This is a genomic window from Microbacterium ginsengiterrae (genome assembly GCF_014205075.1).
Lineage (GTDB): Bacteria > Actinomycetota > Actinomycetes > Actinomycetales > Microbacteriaceae > Microbacterium > Microbacterium ginsengiterrae.
This window is the reverse complement of the sequence record NZ_JACHMU010000001.1, coordinates 1,261,325-1,278,558: the sequence shown is the minus strand read 5'-3', so window position 1 is coordinate 1,278,558 and position 17,234 is coordinate 1,261,325. Positions and strand designations below refer to the sequence as shown.

Annotated in this window: 18 protein-coding genes; 8 read left to right on the top strand and 10 right to left on the bottom strand. The window is 68.9% G+C overall.

Annotated elements, in window-relative coordinates:
* Nucleotides 1-129: 129 nt before the first annotated feature.
* Genes mnhG through HD600_RS06375 form a run of 6 tightly spaced genes read right to left on the bottom strand, consistent with a single transcriptional unit; the run spans nucleotide 130 to nucleotide 6,433 of the window.
* A complete protein-coding gene (mnhG, locus tag HD600_RS06400) occupies nucleotides 130-519 on the bottom strand; it encodes a monovalent cation/H(+) antiporter subunit G (RefSeq protein WP_144793977.1) in 390 nt (129 codons plus the stop codon).
* Nucleotides 516-785 (bottom strand): MrpF/PhaF family protein, encoded by a 270-nt coding sequence (locus HD600_RS06395; RefSeq protein ID WP_184282343.1) that lies wholly within the window; start codon nucleotides 783-785, stop codon nucleotides 516-518. Before HD600_RS06395 ends, mnhG begins: the two co-directional genes overlap by 4 nt.
* Nucleotides 782-1,354: a Na+/H+ antiporter subunit E gene (locus HD600_RS06390; protein ID WP_184282341.1), complete on the bottom strand. Its 573-nt coding sequence runs from the start codon at nucleotides 1,352-1,354 to the stop codon at nucleotides 782-784. Before HD600_RS06390 ends, HD600_RS06395 begins: the two co-directional genes overlap by 4 nt.
* Nucleotides 1,351-2,904: a Na+/H+ antiporter subunit D gene (locus tag HD600_RS06385; protein WP_144793968.1), complete on the bottom strand. Its 1,554-nt coding sequence runs from the start codon at nucleotides 2,902-2,904 to the stop codon at nucleotides 1,351-1,353. The genes HD600_RS06390 and HD600_RS06385 overlap by 4 nt, the downstream gene beginning before the upstream one ends.
* The gene (locus tag HD600_RS06380) at nucleotides 2,901-3,488 is read right to left on the bottom strand and encodes a Na(+)/H(+) antiporter subunit C (RefSeq protein ID WP_184282339.1); all 588 of its coding nucleotides are present in this window, start codon (nucleotides 3,486-3,488) and stop codon (nucleotides 2,901-2,903) included. Before HD600_RS06380 ends, HD600_RS06385 begins: the two co-directional genes overlap by 4 nt.
* Nucleotides 3,488-6,433 carry a Na+/H+ antiporter subunit A gene (locus tag HD600_RS06375; protein WP_184282337.1) on the bottom strand — a complete coding sequence of 982 codons (2,946 nt, stop codon included), beginning with the start codon at nucleotides 6,431-6,433 and terminating at the stop codon, nucleotides 3,488-3,490. Before HD600_RS06375 ends, HD600_RS06380 begins: the two co-directional genes overlap by 1 nt.
* A 130-nt stretch (nucleotides 6,434-6,563) precedes the next feature.
* On the opposite strand from HD600_RS06375, the gene HD600_RS06370 reads away from it, so the two are divergent.
* On the top strand, nucleotides 6,564-8,069 hold the full coding sequence (locus tag HD600_RS06370; RefSeq protein WP_184282335.1) for a hypothetical protein: 1,506 nt from the start codon (nucleotides 6,564-6,566) through the stop codon (nucleotides 8,067-8,069).
* A 23-nt stretch (nucleotides 8,070-8,092) separates the two neighbouring features.
* Here the strand turns inward: HD600_RS06370 and HD600_RS06365 are convergent, their stop codons facing one another.
* Nucleotides 8,093-9,154, bottom strand: a complete 1,062-nt coding sequence (locus HD600_RS06365) for a LacI family DNA-binding transcriptional regulator (RefSeq protein WP_184282333.1) — start codon at nucleotides 9,152-9,154, stop codon at nucleotides 8,093-8,095.
* A gap of 59 nt (nucleotides 9,155-9,213) precedes the next feature.
* Here HD600_RS06365 and HD600_RS06360 point away from each other — a divergent pair, with 59 nt between their 5' ends.
* Genes HD600_RS06360 through HD600_RS06350 form a run of 3 tightly spaced genes read left to right on the top strand, consistent with a single transcriptional unit; the run spans nucleotide 9,214 to nucleotide 11,875 of the window.
* Nucleotides 9,214-10,443 (top strand): MFS transporter, encoded by a 1,230-nt coding sequence (locus HD600_RS06360; protein WP_184282331.1) that lies wholly within the window; start codon nucleotides 9,214-9,216, stop codon nucleotides 10,441-10,443.
* 9 nt (nucleotides 10,444-10,452) lie between these two features.
* Nucleotides 10,453-11,148: an endonuclease NucS gene (nucS, locus tag HD600_RS06355; RefSeq protein WP_184282329.1), complete on the top strand. Its 696-nt coding sequence runs from the start codon at nucleotides 10,453-10,455 to the stop codon at nucleotides 11,146-11,148.
* A 46-nt stretch (nucleotides 11,149-11,194) separates the two neighbouring features.
* The gene (locus HD600_RS06350; RefSeq protein ID WP_184282327.1) at nucleotides 11,195-11,875 is read left to right on the top strand and encodes an HAD hydrolase-like protein; all 681 of its coding nucleotides are present in this window, start codon (nucleotides 11,195-11,197) and stop codon (nucleotides 11,873-11,875) included.
* 82 nt (nucleotides 11,876-11,957) lie between these two features.
* Here HD600_RS06350 and HD600_RS06345 read toward each other — a convergent pair whose 3' ends face one another.
* Nucleotides 11,958-12,164 carry a cold-shock protein gene (locus HD600_RS06345; RefSeq protein WP_144793946.1) on the bottom strand — a complete coding sequence of 69 codons (207 nt, stop codon included), beginning with the start codon at nucleotides 12,162-12,164 and terminating at the stop codon, nucleotides 11,958-11,960.
* Nucleotides 12,165-12,530: 366 nt separating this feature from the next.
* Here HD600_RS06345 and HD600_RS06340 point away from each other — a divergent pair, with 366 nt between their 5' ends.
* A complete protein-coding gene (locus HD600_RS06340; RefSeq protein WP_184282325.1) occupies nucleotides 12,531-12,704 on the top strand; it encodes a CsbD family protein in 174 nt (57 codons plus the stop codon).
* A 33-nt stretch (nucleotides 12,705-12,737) separates the two neighbouring features.
* The gene (locus tag HD600_RS06335) at nucleotides 12,738-13,823 is read left to right on the top strand and encodes a YbdK family carboxylate-amine ligase (protein WP_184282323.1); all 1,086 of its coding nucleotides are present in this window, start codon (nucleotides 12,738-12,740) and stop codon (nucleotides 13,821-13,823) included.
* On the opposite strand, the gene HD600_RS06330 is transcribed toward HD600_RS06335, so the two are convergent.
* Nucleotides 13,785-14,339: a small multidrug efflux protein gene (locus tag HD600_RS06330; RefSeq protein ID WP_184284748.1), complete on the bottom strand. Its 555-nt coding sequence runs from the start codon at nucleotides 14,337-14,339 to the stop codon at nucleotides 13,785-13,787. The two genes, HD600_RS06335 and HD600_RS06330, sit on opposite strands and share 39 nt — an antisense overlap.
* A gap of 111 nt (nucleotides 14,340-14,450) precedes the next feature.
* Between HD600_RS06330 and HD600_RS06325 the strand changes: the two genes are divergently transcribed.
* The gene (locus HD600_RS06325; protein WP_184282322.1) at nucleotides 14,451-15,653 is read left to right on the top strand and encodes a sensor histidine kinase; all 1,203 of its coding nucleotides are present in this window, start codon (nucleotides 14,451-14,453) and stop codon (nucleotides 15,651-15,653) included.
* Nucleotides 15,650-16,252, top strand: a complete 603-nt coding sequence (locus HD600_RS06320) for a response regulator transcription factor (protein WP_184282320.1) — start codon at nucleotides 15,650-15,652, stop codon at nucleotides 16,250-16,252. Before HD600_RS06325 ends, HD600_RS06320 begins: the two co-directional genes overlap by 4 nt.
* Before the next feature lie 3 nt (nucleotides 16,253-16,255).
* On the opposite strand, the gene HD600_RS06315 is transcribed toward HD600_RS06320, so the two are convergent.
* Nucleotides 16,256-17,152, bottom strand: a complete 897-nt coding sequence (locus tag HD600_RS06315; protein WP_184282318.1) for an EamA family transporter — start codon at nucleotides 17,150-17,152, stop codon at nucleotides 16,256-16,258.
* Between the last annotated feature and the right edge of the window lie 82 nt (nucleotides 17,153-17,234).

Below are 17,234 nucleotides of genomic sequence, written 5' to 3'. Positions count from 1 at the left end.
GGGCATAACTCCGGAGTTTTTCGCAGGAACCCCGTGATCCCGGCTACACCTGACGCACTCAGGCCGGATTCTCCGGAGTTATGACCCGTGGGCTCGGGGAGGGGCGGGCGCCGGGCTCAGCCGCGCGGGTCAGCCGGCGCCGGGCGGGGTCTGCGTGGAGTCGGCGAGCTCGTCGACGACGAGCGTGCGCTCCTCCGAGGTGCCGTTGCGGTAGGCCTGGCGCCCCACGATGTGCGCGGAGAGCGGCGCCGTCGCGAACTGCATCAGCACGACGGGGGCCACGAGCGCCAGCCCCAACAGCACGCCGGTGACCGACCGCTGCGACAGCGCGATCGCCAGGCAGATGAAGATGAGCCCGAGCACCTGCGGCTTGGTGGCCGCGTGGAGCCGCGACGGCACGGCGCGGAAGCGCAGCAGTCCCACCGAGGCGGACAGGCAGAGGATCGCTCCGAGCAGGATGAGCACGAGCACGGCGACGTCGATCACGGCGTCGGGGATGACGAAATCGAACACGTTCATGATGTCGTGTTGTCCCTTCGTGCGACGTACCGCGCCACGGAGATCGACCCGAACACCCCGACCGCGGCGATGATGAGGAGCACCGGGATGCTGCGGGTGTGGCCGTTGATCGCCATCTCCGCGCCGAGCACGCACATCACCTCGGTGAGGAGGACGTCGGATGCCACGGCCCTGTCGAGGATGGACGGTCCGCGGATGATGCGGACCACTGCGAGCACGGCGGCGATGCTGAACACCGCGATGATGATCATGAGGAGGACGTTCATCGCGCTCCTCCCGCCCGCTGGTTGGCCTTGAGTGCACGATACTGCGCCGGCGTGCCGAGCGCGCGGACGATCCGCCGCTCCCACTGCAGCACGCCCTGTCGCTGCTTCTCGACGTCGTCCATGTTCCTGACTCCGATGATGTGCAGGTACAGGATGCCGCGGTCGCGGTCGGCCTCGACGACGAGCGACCCGGGGATCAGTGACGACGTGACGGCGACGTGGGTCATGATCAGGTCGTCCGGGTACTGCAGCGGCACCGCGATGATGGCGGCGCCGGGCTGCCGGCGGAAGTCGAACACCTGCGCGGAGACGGCCACGGCGCCGCGCACGACGGCCCAGAGGAACCGGATGATGAACGTGGCCAGGTACCAGAGGTTGATGCGGGCGGTCAGTTCGATCGTCGGCAGGCGGAAGACGCGGGTGACGAACACCGCGACGATGAGGCCCGTGATCGCCGACAGCAGTGTGAACTGGTTCCACACCAGCATCCACAGCACGATGAGCCAGGCGAGGAAGGGCAGTTGCAGCGCGATGTCGCGCAGCACGATCTTGCGGGTCTCGGCTCTCACGGTCCCACCTCCTCTTCCAGCTGGATGAGGTTGACCGGTTCGAGGAGGGACTCACCGATGCTCGTGCACAGTGCGTACAGCGGTCCGGCGAAGACGGTCAGAGCGAGGGTGATGGTGACCATGCCCCCGGTGGCGACGGTCATGATCTTCGGGATCCGGCGACGCTCCTGGTACTCGTCGGCCGCCGGCGCGTTGCCGAGGTAGGAGACGCGTCCGTCCGTCTCGGTGGAGTCCTCCTCCTCGCGCCAGAAGGCGAGGTTCCATGCGCGCATCAGCGCGTACAGGGTCAGCAGGGATGTGAGGATGCCGCCGAAGATCAGCACCATCATGATCGGGGTTCCGACGGATGCCGCCGCCTCGAACAGCGCGTACTTCCCGATGAACCCGGAGAAAGGTGGCAGGCCGCCGAGGTTGATGGCAGGGACGAAGTAGAGCACCGCGAGGAGAGGTGCGGCTTTCAGCAGCCCCTTCACCCGGAGGATGGAGGTGCTGCCGGCTCTGCGCTCGATCAACCCGACCGCGAGGAACAGGGTCGTCTGCACGACGATGTGGTGGACGATGTAGTACACGGTGGCGCCGATGGCCGCCGGTGTCGCGATCGCGAGACCGAAGATCATGTAACCAACGTGACTGACGAGGGTGAACGACAGGATCCGTTTGAGCTCGGCCTGCGCCACGGCGCCGAGCACGCCGACGATCATGGTCGCCAGGGCGATGATCAGCAGGAGCAGGTTGATGTCATTGCTCGCGAAGAGCTGCGTCTCGGTGCGGATGAGCGCGTAGACGCCGACCTTCGTGAGCAGACCGGCGAACACCGCCGTGACCGGTGCCGGCGCGGTCGGGTAGGAGTCCGGGAGCCAGAACGAGACGGGGAAGATCGCCGCTTTGATGCCGAACGCCGCCACGAGCATGAGGTGGAGGACGAGCTGCGTGTCCTGCGGCAGCTCGCTCATCCGCTCGGCGATCTGGGCCATGTTCACGGTGCCCAGCGCCCCGTAGATCATGGCGATCGCGGCGAGGAACAGGATCGACGAGACCAGGGAGACGACGATGTACACGGCCCCGGTGCGGATGCGGGATTCCGTGCTGCCCAGCGTGATCAGCACGTACGACGCCACGAGCAGGATCTCGAACCCGACGTAGAGGTTGAACAGGTCGCCGGCGATGAACGCGTTGAAGATTCCGGCGGCGAGGATGAGGTACGACGGGTTGAAGATCGAGATCGGCGTCTCGTCCGTGCCGTCTGCGGCACCCTGACCGATCGAGAAGAGGAGGACGGCGACGAGCACGATGCTCGAGATGAGCACGAGCAGGGCGGCCAGGCGATCGACGTAGAGGATGATGCCGAACGGCACCGGCCATCCACCGACCGACACGGCGATGGGCGTTCCCCCGTCGACGACGACGAGCAGCACGGCCGCGATGATGGCGACCGCGGTGAGAGTGGCGACCGTCACGAAGACCTGCAGACGCGGGCTGCGACCGAACACCAGCGTGATCGCGGCGCCCAGCAGCGGGAGGGCGACGAGAAGCGGGACGAGCGCGCTCACGAGCGGCCCTCGCCCTCATCGGAACCGCGACCGGTCTCTCCGGTGGAGTCGGGGTCTGCGGGTCCGGCGGCCGCGGGGTTGGTGCCCCATGCCCGGTCGGTCGGGGCGTCGTCGTGTATCGAGGGGTGATCCTTCATGTGCAGAACGGTGATCGGAGCGGTGCGCACGTCGACGAAGTCGGTCGTCGCATCCTCGTCGCCGGCGTCGTCCTCGTCGTCCATGACGTCCTCATCGGCATCCGTGCGCTCGCGCAGGGCGATGTCGGCCTCGTCGTCCTCGACGGTGTCGGCCTGGCCGAGCTGCCAGGAGCGGTAGATGAGGGCGAGCAGGAACGCCGTGACGGCGAACGTGATGACGATGGCGGTCAGGGTGAGCGCCTGAGGCAGCGGATCGCTGACATCGCTGTACCCGAAGAAGGGAGCGTTGCCTGGCACGCCCATGACGATGAGCAGCAGGAGGTTGGTCGCGTTGCCGAGCAGCATGAACCCGATGAGGACGCGCGTGAGGCTGCGTTCGAGCATCGCGTAGACGCCGGCGGCGAAGAGCACGGCCATGACGATGATGAGGGTCAGGGAGACATCCATCAGATGCTCACCCCCCTGGCGTGCATCTGCTGAGCCTGCCGGTCGACCTCGGCGCCGAGGCTGCGCAGCACGTCGAGCACGAGGCCGATCACGACGAGGTACACGCCGATGTCGAAGATGGTCGAGGTGACGAACTCGATGTGGCCGATACCGGGGATCTCCCACTCCCAGAATGCGCTGGTCAGCGGTGCGAGCCCGAACAGCAGCGGGACGACCGCCGTGCCTGCGGCGAGGATGAGACCGGCACCGAGCAGGCGACCGGCATCCGCCGGTGCTGCGGCCCCCAGCTCCCAGCGGCCGCCGGCGATGTAGCGCATGACCAGTGCCATGCCGGCGACGAGGCCGCCGGCGAAACCGCCGCCCGGTTGGTTGTGACCGGCGAACAGGAGGTAGATCGACACGACGATGATCGTGTGGAAGAGGATGCGCACGATGACCTCGAGCAGGATCGAGCGGTCCTCCGGCTTCATCCGCTGGCCTCCGACGAGCCAGGCGATCGGGTTGCTGCTGTTCTCCGCCGTCTGGAACCGCACGCCGTCGGTGGTCTCGACCAGGGGTGCGATGCGCGCCTTGCGGCGGATGCGCTTGGGAAGCGCCGGACGCTGGGCGAGCATGTCGGAGCGGTGCGTGACGAAGACGAGGGAGGCGACACCGGTCGCGGCGAGCACGAGGACGGAGAGCTCGCCCATCGTGTCCCATCCGCGCAGGTCGACCAGTGCCACGTTCACCACGTTCTGGCCGTGGCCGAGCTTGTATGCCAGATCGGGGAAGGCGACGGAGATCGGCTCCGCGACCCTCGCCTGAGTGGCGACGATCACGACGAAGGCCATCGTCAGCCCCGTGCCGATCGCCAGCAGAGCGCGCGGGATGCGCGAGACGGAGGCATTGTGCTCGCCCATGCGAGCCGGGAGGCGACGGAGCACGAGGGCGAAGGTCACGAGCGTGACGGTCTCGACGAGGATCTGCGTGAGGGCGAGGTCGGGCGCACCGCTGGTCGCGAACAGCGCGACCATGCCGATTCCGGTGACCGAGACGAGCACGACGCCCGTGTACCGCTTGCGCGCCTGCACGGCATACACCGCGGCGATCGCCATGATGGGCGCCACGGCGATCTGGGTGGGCGTGTGCCAAGCCGAGAGGTTCAGGCGGTCGACGTCGCTGGCGAGCAGCGCGGTGACCTCGGCGGCGACGACGACGACGAAGATCGTCCCGACGTAGACCGGCAGTGAACCACGCTGCGTCAGCGTCGTGGTGAGGACGGACAGGCGGTCGACACCGCGCATGACGAGCGCGTAGACATCGGCGGCCGTGAATGGGAGCAGACGCGGTCGCGCGTCCCAGCCGGTGCGGCGGGTGAGGAGGAACAGCCCGATGCCGAGCAGGATCGACAGGATCGAGATCCCCAGCGCCGGCTCGAATCCGTGCCACAGCGCCAGGTGTCCCGGGCCCTCGAGCGGCAGGCCTTCCGGGTCGAGGCCGGGGACGGCCGTGATCGCGTACCCGTGCAGCGCGACATCCAGCGCCGGGGCACCGAGGCCGGCGGCGAGCGTGAGCCCGGCGAGGATGATGGGGGCGGAGAGGAAGCCGACCGGCGGGTCAGGCCACTCGGTCTCCGGAAGCCTCTCTCCCGCGGCATCCTTCTTGCGCCAGAACGCGCCCCACACGAACCGCACGCCGTATGCCGTGGTGAGCATGGAGCCGAGGATGACGCCGATCAGGGCGACGAGGCCCCATGCGGATCCACCGATCGCGTCGTCGAGGAGTGCGGTGAGCGCCGACTCCTTGCCGACGAATCCGAGGGTGGGGGCGACGCCGGCCATGGATGCGACGGCGATGAACGCCGCAGTCGCCATGACGGGAGCCTGCCTGCCGACTCCGGAGAGCTCTCGGATGTCTCGTGTGGAGAGCTGACGGTCGATGACGCCGACGATGAGGAACAGCGCCGACTTGAACAGCGCGTGCGCGAGCACGAGTGCGACACCCGCCAACGCGGCGGCCTGCGTGCCGTAGCCGACCATGACGGTGAAGAAGCCGAGCTGGCTCACCGTGCCGAAGGCGAGCACACGCTTGAGGTCGGTCTCGCGCAGCGCCTGGATCCCACCGAGCAGCATCGTGAAGACACCGAGCGAGACGACGATGGGCCGCCACGGCTCGGACAGGGCGAACACGGGGGCGAAGCGGGCGATGAGGTAGATGCCCGCCTTGACCATGGCCGCGGCGTGCAGGTAGGCGCTGACCGGCGTCGGAGCCGCCATGGCGCCTGGCAGCCAGAAGTGGAACGGGAAGATCGCGGACTTGCTGATCGCGCCGATAAGCAGCATGACGACGGCGGCGTTCACGATCGGACCGGACGGTGCCAGAGCGAGGATCTCGACGATGCTCGTCGTGCCTGCCGCCACGGCCAGCAGCACGACCCCGACGAACATCACCAGGCCGCCGAGCGTGGTCACCAGGAGCGCCTGCAGGGCGGCACGACGGCTGGCGGCGCGGCGTCGGTAGTGGCCGATGAGGAGGTAGGAGAGGATGCTCGTGACTTCCCAGAACATCACGAGCATGATGATGTCGTCGGTGAGGACGAGTCCGTACATCGCACCGGCGAAGCCGAGCAGCACGCCGGCGAACTGACCGAGGCCCGTCGTCTCGTCGTAGAAGTACCACCGGCAGTACAGCAGGACGAGCGCGCCGACCCCCGTGACGATGAGCGTGAGCAGCCACCCGAGCACGTCCATGCGCATCGAGAGATTCAGTCCGAGCTGAGGAATCCAGGAGATGGACTCGAACGGCGCCGGATCATCCGCCAGGACCATCGGGGTCATCATCAGCGCGTGGACGAATGCCGCAGCGGGAATGAGTGCGGCGATCGCGAACGCCTGCGCTCCCAGCCAACGTACCAACGCAGGAAGGATGAGGGCCCCTGCGAGGAACACAGCAAGGAGCACTATCATCGGCGGCTCCTCGGATGGCTCGTCGTCCGTACAGGCACAGGCGGGCAGGCTTTCGGACAGTTTACCCGCCAGGCGGGACGGTCGTCGCCGTGAACGCCGTCGGATCCCGCACTCGTGCGAGAGTGGAGCGATGCGAGGAACCTGGTGGCGCGAGGCCGGCGGCTGGGCGCTCGCGGCGCTCATCGCCGCCGTCACGACGGCCCAGCTCGCCTCCACCGCTCGTTCCGAGCTGCTGCTGCGCGACGGCGACTCGCTCGTGGTGGCGCTGCTCGTGCGCTCGGTCGGGGACGGCGAGCCGTTCGATTGGGCGATGTCCACCGTGCTCTTCATCCCGGAGATCGTCGTCTTCGCGGTGCTCTGGCTCGTCGGCACCGCGCTCTCCCTCGAGGTGAACGCCCTCCTCGTCCTGAACGGGATCGTCAACATCGTCGCCCTGTACGGCGCGATCCGCTTCGCCGCGGGACGGCGACGTACCGGCCGCGCGCCGGTCGGGTGGTCCGTCGTCGCGCTCCTGGCGATCTGTCTGATCGCGACGACCGAGACCTCGGCGTCGCGCGATGCGCTCGAGCTCGCATCTCTCATCACCACCACCACGTATTACGCGGGGACTGTGATCGCCGTCCTCCTCAGCGCCGGCCTGGTGCGCCGTGCATTCGACCACGACTCGGCGGGCCGTCGCCTGCCGATCTGGCTCGGCATCGTCGCGCTGGTCTCGGTGCTGTCCAATCCGCTCTACATCGGCTGGGCGGCGGTGCCCCTGGGCGCGATCCTGCTCGTCGCCGCCGTGTACCCCGGAGCGCGGCGTCGCGCCCTGCCCCTGCTGTGGGCGCTCTCGGCCGGTTCCGTGCTCGGGCTCCTCGCTCGCATTCCGCTTTCGGCATGGATCGCGAACGACGGCACAGGGTACGCGCAGCCGGCGATGTGGCCGGAGTCCGTGCGTTACTACGGCGACCTCCTCGCCCTGAGGCTCTCGACACCGCTCGGCTGGGCGGGCTGCCTCCTGCTGGTGGCGCTGTTCGTGTTCGCGGTCCTCCGGTCGGTGCGCGCTGACGACGCCGGTGCCCGGGTCCTGGCGATCTCGGCGTGGGTCGTCCCCCTCGTCGTCGTCATCGGGATGGTCGTGCTCGGCACCCATGCCGCCCGCTATCTGCAGCCCGTCGTCTTCCTGCCCGCCCTCGCGCTCGTCGCATCGCCCCGTGCCCTGCGTGTCCCGCGCCGAGCCGCGCTGTGGGCGACCGCCGCGGCATCCGTCGCCCTCGTCGTCGCCGCGGGACTCAGCGTGCCGCGGATGGTGCCCGCCACACGTCCCAGCGCTGACCTGCGCTGCGTGGACGACTGGGTGAGCGCATCCGGTCGCGTCGGCGCCGGGCAGTTCTGGACGGTCCGCCTTCCGAAGCTCCACCTCTCCGATGCATCGCAGCTCGTCCAGGTCGACCATCAGCTGAACGCGTACGCGTGGTTGACGAACCGCGCGGACTTCCGCACCCGCGAGGTCACGTTCCTCATCGAGGACGCTCAGAGCACGCCCTGGTCGCTGGGTGTGGACGATCTCCCGATCGATGCGATCGCGTGCGGGCAGTACACGATCCACGACTTCGGCACCCGGGCGCTGCCGCTGGGCCCGCCACGCAGCTGACCCTCCTCCGACGCCCGCCGGGCTCAGGCGATGGGCGCCGTCGTCGTCCCGGCGCGGAACCGGCAGGTGAGGTGCAGGGACGTCGGCGTCTCGCCGCGCAGCATCCGGGCCACCTGCTCCCCCGCCGCGCGTCCCTTCTCCTCCGCCGGTTGGACCATGGTCGTCAGGACGTGGTCGCCGATGCCGTCGACGCGGACTCCGTCGAACCCGGCGACGCTGAGATCCTCCGGCACGCGAAGACCGAGCTCCTCCGCCGCGCGGATCACGCCGACGGCGAGAAGGTCGCTCTGCGCGAGCACCGCTGTCGGCCTGTTCACCTCATCGGCGAGCAGAGCCCGCCCTGCGATGAGCCCCTCGTCGATGGAACTCGCCGCCGCGGAGACGGCTCGCGCGCCGGGGTAGACCGAGCGGACCCCGCTGAGCCGGTCGACGGTGACCTCGACGGTCGCTGCGGCAAGGCGCTCCTGCGTGACCTCGCCGCGTTCGCGGAGGGAGTCCGGCGGCAGGGTGACCGAGACGACATCGGTGTGGCCGAGCGCGCGGACGTGACGGGCGAGTTCGGCGGCCGCCTCCCTGTTGTCGAGCGTGATCTGCGGGATGCCCTCGCCGGCGTCGCCTTCGATGACGACGACCGGCAGCCCTCGGCTGCGCAGGACCTCCAGGGACGCGCGCGTGCGTCCCGAGCAGCCGACGAGCACTGCCGCATCGACCGGCGCCGTCGTCAGTGGCGAGACGCCGCCTTCCCCCGGCTCGTCACGCAGGAGCAGGAGGCCGGCGCCGAGTGAGGCGATGCCGTCGGTCAGTCCGTCCATCATCGGGATGGTGGCCGGGTCGAGGAAGGCCGCGCGCAGCTGTCCCTCGAGGACGACGGCGATGATGCCGCTCCGCCCCCGCCGCAGCGATGCGGCCATCGGATCAGGACCGGTGTACCCCAGGTCTGCCGCGGCGGCGAGGACGCGCTCGCGCGTGCTGTCGGAGACCTTCGTCTTGCCGCTGAAGACGACGGATGCCGTCGATATCGCCACGCCGGCTTCCCGAGCGACGTCGGCGAGCGTCGCTCGGTGCGACTCGGGAACGGCGGCCATGATCCGAGGATAGCCGCTCCGTGTTTCCCAAGATCGAATCGATTCGATACGCTGTTCGCATGGATTCCCCCCTCACACGCGCGCAGTACGTCCGCTGGCGCAACGCGGTCTTCGCGATCTTCCTCGCCAGCGGCGTCTCGATCGCGACGTGGGCCGCACGCGTCCCGGACATCAAACTCGCCCTCGACATCCACAACGCGCAGATCGGGCTGCTGCTGCTCGGCATGGGGATCGCGTCGATCATCGGCATCTCGACGGGCCCTGCGGTCATGGCCCGCACGGGTGCGCGCCGCGGGATGCTGACGATGATGATCACTCTGGCGGTCGGGCTCGCCCTCATCGGAGTGGGAACGACGCTGCTCGCATCGTTCCCGGTCGTCGTCATCGGGCTCGTGCTGTTCGGGCTCGGCAACGGCAGCCTCGACGTCATGATGAACGTCGAGGCCACGGCCATCGAGCAGGAGGCCGGCCGGACGATCCTGCCGCTGTTCCACGCATTCTTCAGCTTCGGCACCGTGATCGGCGCCGGCGTCGGCTGGGCGGCGACCACCTGGCACGTGTCCGTCGTCCTCCACACGTCGGTGATGGCACTCGCGATCCTCATCGCCGCCTTCGTGTGCATCGCGAACGTGCCCGATCGCGAGGCCGTCCTCGACCCCGAGGCGTCGGGGGAGAAGCCGCACTGGCGCGAGCGGATGCACGTCGCCCTGTCCGCCTGGCGGGAGCCGCGGACCTATGCGCTCGGCGTCGTGATGCTCGGCATGGCCTTCGCCGAGGGCGGAGCCAATGACTGGTTGGCCCTCGGCACCGCGGAGGACCATGGCGGTGGCACGGCCATGGGCGCCGCCGCACTGACGGTGTTCTCCGTGTGCATGACGGCGGTGCGCATCTTCGGAGGCCCGCTCGTCGATCGTTTCGGCCGCGTCGTCGTGCTGCGCGTGCTCGCGGCGGCCGCCGCATCGGGAATCCTGCTGTTCATCCTCGCGCCGAGCCTGCCCTTCGTGTTCGTCGGAGCCGCCCTCTGGGGGATCGGCGCGTCGCTGGGCTTCCCGCTGGGCATGTCCGCCGCAGCAGACGACCCGACCAAGGCGGCGGCGCGGGTGAGCGCCGCCGCGACGATCGGCTACGTCGCCTTCCTCGGCGGTCCCCCGATCCTCGGCGTCATCAGCGAGCAGATCGGCCTGCTCAACACCCTGTTCATCCTCGTCGCCCTCGTCGTCGCATCCGGGCTCTTCTCGGGAGCCGCGCGACCGCTGAAGGAGGAGCCGGAGACCGTCGCGACGAAGTAGGCTCGTCGGGTGCGTCTCGTCATCGCCCGCTGCTCCGTGGACTACACCGGACGGCTCAACGCCCACCTGCCCCTCGCCACCCGCCTGCTCGTCCACAAGGGCGACGGCAGTCTTCTGGTGCACTCCGACGGCGGCAGCTACAAGCCGCTGAACTGGATGAGCCCGCCGTGCACCCTCGTCACCGAGGAGCCGGGCGAGGAGGAGGCGAGCGCCGGTGTCATCGACGTGTGGCGCGTGACGCACAAGAAGACCGGCGACGCGCTGCGCGTGCAGATCTACGAGGTGCTGCACGACTCGTCCCACGAACTCGGCATCGACCCCGGTCTGCAGAAGGACGGCGTCGAAGCGGATCTGCAGCGTCTGCTCGCCGAGCAGGTCTCGCTCGTCGCCGAGGGGGCGACGCTCGTGCGTCGCGAGTACCCGACGGCCATCGGGCCCGTCGACCTCCTCGTGCGGGACGCGTCCGGTGCGGCGATCGCGGTCGAGATCAAGCGCCGCGGTGACATCGACGGCGTCGAACAGCTCACGCGCTACCTCGAGCTCCTCGGACGGGATCCGCACCTCGCGCCCGTTCAGGGCGTCTTCGCCGCCCAGGAGATCAAGCCGCAGGCGCGCGTGCTCGCCGAGGATCGCGGCATCCGCTGCCTCGTCCTGGACTACGACGAGATGAAGGGCATCGAGTCGGGGATCCCTCGGCTGTTCTGACGGCCACCGGACCCGGGCACGTCGGAAGCGGCCATAGGCTGGAGCCATGCCCCACTCCCCTTATACCTGCGTGCTGTGGGACGTCGACGGCACGATCGCGGATGCCACACCGGGAATCTTCCCGCGACTGATCGAGGTTCTCGCCTCCTTCGACCTGCCCGCTCCTGACCCCGCATCCATGGGACGCTGGGTCGGCCCCCCGATGTACGAGTCCTTCCAGCAGCTGGCCGGGCTCTCCCCCGACGACGCCGCCGAGGCGCTCACCCGTTACCGCGCACTCGCCGCTCGTGACGGATACGCGGCATCCGTCGACATCTATCCGGGCGTCCCGGACGTGATCCGTGCCGTGGCCGCAGCCGGCATCCCCCAGGCGACGGCGAGCACCAAGCCGGAGAACCAGGTGCGGGCCATCCTCGAGCACAACGGCCTCGTCGACCTCTTCACCGCACTCTCCGGTGCGCGCACCGGCGCGATCGGCCGCAGCGACAGCAAGTCGGACGTCATCGGCTGGGCGCTGGAGCGCCTCGAAGCCGCGGGGGTCGACACGTCCCGGCCGGTCCTGATCGGCGACCGTCACCACGATGTGGACGGGGCTGCGGAATTCGGCATCCCTGTCATCTTCTCGGAATGGGGATTCGGGGAGGATGCCGAAGGCGATCCCGCGACGTTCCGCGCCGCCGACGCCGCCGCCCTGCAGGCGCTGCTCCTTCAGGACGACGCCGCCTGACCCGCGCCTCAACGCACAGCACTCCCCGCCGGAGGACACGCGGGTGAGGTGCCTCCGGGCGAGGAGTGCGGCGGATCAGCCCTCAGATGGGGCGGATGTTCTCGGCCTGCAGGCCCTTGGGGCCCTGCGCCACATCGAACTCGACGCGCTGATTCTCGTCGAGCGAGCGGTAGCCGCTTGCGTCGATGGCGGAGTAGTGCGCGAAGACGTCGGCGCCGCCGTCATCGGGGGAGATGAAGCCGAAGCCCTTCTCCGAGTTGAACCACTTGACCGTGCCTTGGGTACTCATGTACTGCCGTTCTGCTGGACCATCGCCGACGCAGGTGCCCCGGCGATGCCCACATTATCCATGCACGCGGGGAGCGGAACAGCTCCGGCCAGATGTTAATCCAAATGTTGCACGGGCCGCGAAATGTGAGCGGCCCTCACCGCGGGGGGGAAGCGGTGAGGGCCTAGACGACCGGAGGGTACGTCCGTTACAGCCTATCCCGACAATCGCGTCCTTGTCCCCCATTTGGGGGACAAGGGCCGTCGCAACCTCGAATTATTACGCGCCTAACTCTCCGGTCGGCAATCGTCAACCCCATCGTTCGATCGGACCGCTCGTGGGAGCGTTGTCCATGGATCGACTGATCCCCGACGAAAGGAACGGATCATGGCTATCGGAGACAAGGCAAAGCACACCGCCGAGGACGTGGCTGGCCACATGAAGGAAGCCGCGGGCAAGGCGACCGACAACGAGAAGCTCGAGGCCGAGGGCAAGACCGATCAGGTCAAGGCCGACTTCAAGAAGGCCGGCGACGACGTCAAGGACGCCTTCGACAAGTGACGTCGACCCGTCCCCTCATCCGAGACGAGCATCGTGACGCGTTTCGGCATGGAGGAGGAGTTCCAGCTCCTCGATGAGGACACACTCATCCCCATCCCGCTGGGCGCCGCCGCATCTGCGGCACTGCCCGGCGGGATGGGTCGTGTCACGACGGAGTTCCTGACCTCACAGGTCGAGTTCTCCACTTCTCCCGCCGCGACTCTCGCGGACGCGGCGGTCGAGATCGGCGCGATGCGCACAGATCTGCAGGCGTTCGCCCAGCGCCACCGTTCGGTGGCCGCCGCGACCGGGACGCCGTTCGGGCCGGGCCCGGCGGCATCCGTCGTGTCGACCGCACGTTACGCCGCGATCGCCGGCTGGCTCGGCCACATCGTCGACGGCCACCACGTCAACGGGCTGCACCTGCATGTCGAGATCATCGATGTGGAGGAGCGCGTCCGCGCCCTCAACGCGGTACGCCCCTGGCTTGCGACCCTGCTGGCGCTGAGCGGCAACTCGCCGTTCGCCGACGGGCAGGACACCGGTCACCACAGCTGGCGGACCATCCTTCTTCGTCGCCTCCCGCTCGCGGGGTGCCCTCCGCACTTCCACGACAGCACGCACTACCACCAGGTCATTGGCGCGCTCGTCGAGCAGGACATCCTCCCCGACGTCGCTTCGGTCTCGTGGGCGGCGCGGATGTCGGACCTGTACCCCACGCTCGAGCTGCGGATCTTCGATGCGCAGCTCACCGCGGAAGACGCGCTCCTGTGCGCGGCGATCGGGAGGGCGCTCGCCCTGTCCGCACCACCCGCCGGCGTGCTCGACGATGCGGCTCTCCAGGCGTCCGTGTGGGCCGCCGCACGCAGTGGCCTCGACGCGATGCTGCTGCATCCGGACTCCGGTGAACCCGCCCCTGCGAGAGCCATGGTCGGCCTGTTGCGTGAACGCATCACGGAAGCGCTCGAGGAGAGCGGCGATGCGGCGTTCGTCGAGGAGGGACTCGACCGCGTGCTGCGTGAGGGAACAGGCGCGAGCAGGCAACGCGCCGCGTACGCCGAGGGCGGGACGGCCGCTCTCAGCGCGCTGTACCGCTCGGCGTCAGGCGGCGAAGCGCACGATGCCGGTGATGAACAGTGAGAACAGCGTCGTCCACCCGGTGATCGCGACGAGTTGCCAGATCAGGATGCGCGCCTTGCCGACGCCGACCGCCGCGAGCATGGTCGCGGTGAACTGGGTGGGCAGCAGGAGGGGTCCGAGGAGGCTGACACCCGGCACGCCGTAGCGCTCGAATGCCCGCTGGAACTTCTGCCGACGCGCAGTGCTGCGATCATCGTCCTCTGCGGGGCGGGCGGTGCCGGCGGCGATGCCGTCGATCGTCCGTCCGTCCGTGTCGACGAACGCCTTCGCACGCCGGCGGTTCACGACCGCGCTGCGGGCCGTCGCCCCGATGAGCACGACGAGGACGACGCAGAGGAAGTTGCCCGCGATCGCGGCGATGGCGACGATGACGGGATGGATGCCGCCGAGGATGCCGATCGTGGCCGCACCCTCGCCCTCGATGAACGGGACGGCTGCGGCCAGCGCCACGATGAGCGGCTGGACGAGTTCAGGCACCTGTGCGACGAGGTTCTGGAATGTCTCGATGAGGTTCATGATGACAGTCCAGCCGAGGACGCAGGGCGCGAGAAGTGTCCTGCCGTCATCGTCCACCGGGCGCTGTGCACGGCCGAGGGGTGACATCTGTCACGCCCCTAGGCTGAGGGCATGATCACGACCCCGCCAGATGCACTGCCCGACGCGGTCGGGTCACGCCGACTGGTGCAGAACGTCATCGCCACATGGTGGTACACGGTCTCGGGCGTGCTCGCCCTCGAAGTGATGGTCGTGTTCCTCTGGTTGACGGCCTTCATCGGCCTCGGTGCGAGCACGTGGGTGACGACGGCCGCCGCCGTCGGTGGGCTCGCGTGGTGCGCGACGAGCCTGGTCCTGTTGCTGCAATACCGGCACCGCGACGACACCGCCGGCCCGATGGTGGGTTGGCGGCACCTCCTGCTGCCGCTCGCCACGGCCGTCGTCTTCGGCATCTTCTCCGGGGTCGTGAGCGGCATCTGGGTGATCGGTGCTCTCCCGATCGTGCAGTCGCTGATGCTGTTGAACTGGCCCGCCGGCGTCCACCTGCGCATGATGCTCACCTCGATGGCGCTTCTCGCCGGCCTGTGGTTCATCGACTGGCGAGTGGTGTTCACCGATCAGGACGCGGATGCCAGCCGCAGCTGGTGGGTGTTCGGCTTCTTCACCGTGGCGCTTCCCGCCATGACGGTGATGTCGCTGTGGTGGTGGGACGTGCTCATGACGCTGGATCGCGCACGAGCCGCCGAAGCCCGGCTCGGCGCCACACAGGAGAGGCTGCGCGTCGCAACGGACGTGCACGACCTGCAGGGACATCACCTTCAGGTGATCGCGCTGCAGCTGGAGCTCGCCGAGCGGCTGCTCGCGAACGATCCCGAGGCCGCACGGGATCAGCTGCGTCTGGCGAGGACGAGCGTCGCCGAGGCGCGGCAGGGCACGCGCGACCTCGCGATGCGCTTTCGCGGCGTCCCCCTGCCGGACGAGATCGCCAACGCGGTCGATCTGCTCCGCGCATCCGGGACGACCGCCGACGCCTCCCTGTCCTCCGGTGCGGATCAGGCACCCGCATCGGTGTTGGGGCCCGTCATCCGTGAGACCACGACGAACGTGCTCCGCCACGGCGGCGGCAAGTGGGCGCGGCTATCCCTCGTCGAGGAGACCGCGGCCTGGCGATACGAGATCGCGAACGACCGATCGGCCGATCCATCCGACGAGGACCAGGGCTCCGGCCTCGACGGGATCGTCCGTCGCGTGGAGGAGGCAGGCGGAGACGTGCGCATCGAGCGCGGAAAGGGCGAGTTCCACGTGATCGTCACCGTTCCGAAGGGTTCCTCATGATCCGCGTCCTTCTCGCCGACGACGAGGCGATGATCCGTTCCGCGCTCGCGGCGCTGCTGCGCCTCGAGGATGACATCGACGTCGTCGCCGAATGCGCCGACGGCCTGCAGGCGGTGGAGGTCGCACAGCAGCTGCAGCCCGACATCTGCCTGCTCGATCTGGAGATGCCCGGTCTGGACGGTGTCGAGGTGGCCGAGCGTCTGAACAGGTCGATCTCGACGCGGTGCATCGTGGTGACGCGGCACGCGCGCCCCGGTGTCCTGCGGCGAGCGCTCGCCTCCGGCGTCGCCGGGTTCCTACCGAAGTCCCGCAGCGCGGACGAGGTGGCCGCGGTCATCCGCCGAGTGGCGGCTGGCGCACGGTACGTCGACCCCGAGATCGCCGCCGACGCGCTCAGCGACGAGCGCAGTCCTCTCACCGATCGTGAGCTCGACGTCCTGCGCGCCGGACGTCGAGGGGAGACGACGGGCCAGATCGCCAAGTCCCTGTCGCTCGCACCGGGGACGGTGCGCAATCATGTCTCGGTCGTGCTGTCGAAGCTGCACGTGTCCACACGGCAGCAGGCGGTGATGATGGCCGAGGAGCGCGGCTGGATCTGACGATCAGAGCGGCGGCTCTTCGAGGTGCTCGCGGCGACGGCGTCCACTGAGCCCGAGGAGCACGAGCGCGACGACGATCGGGAGGTACACGAACGTGTCGACGACCGTGAGGACTTCCCCGAGCAGGAGCGACGCGCCGAGCACGAGCACCGGCTCCAGATACGACAGCAGCCCGAACAACGACAGCGGCAGCAGTCGGGACGCGAGGATGTAGCAGATCATCGCGACCGCGCTGAGGGCCGCCATGACCAGCAGCGCCGGCCAGGTCGCAGGGATGCCGCGTGAGGGGTCGGCCGCGTACGGGACGATGATGACGATGATCGCCGGGACGACGAGCAGGGCGATCTCGATGAGGAACACCTGTATGGAGTCGATCCCCGCCCACCGACGCAGCGCGAAGTACACCGGGTAGAGGCCGGCGATGATGAGCACCGGCCAGTTCACTCCCCCGGCGATGAGCGCCTGGGCGCCGACGCCGACGGCGGCAGCGGCCACGGCGCCCCACTGCAGCATCTGCAGGCGGTCGCGGAAGAACACCCGCCCGACGACGACCATGACGAGCGGGAGCAGGAAGTAACCGAAGGCGATGTCCTGCGCGTGGCCGTTCGCCGGACCCCACATGAACACCCACAGCTGCACCCACATGATCGCCGTGTTCACGAGGACGATGACGATCAGACGAGGGCTCCGCGCGATGCGCACGACCACTGCGATGAGGGCTGCGCGGCGCGGCCCAGAGGCATGCAGAGCGCCGAGGGCGGCGAGGATGAACAGCACGCGCCAGGCGGTCGTCTCCTCCGAGGTGAAGCCGTCGAGATGACCGCCGAGCAGGCTGATCGCTCCGAAGAGGACGGATGCCAGGATGGATGCCGCGACGCCGCGCCCGGCGGTCGATGACAAGGCAGAAGTTCCGATGGGTTCAATCTACCGCCGAACCACCGCCGCCCCCGTCGGTGACCCCGCCGCTGTCGGTAGCATCTGA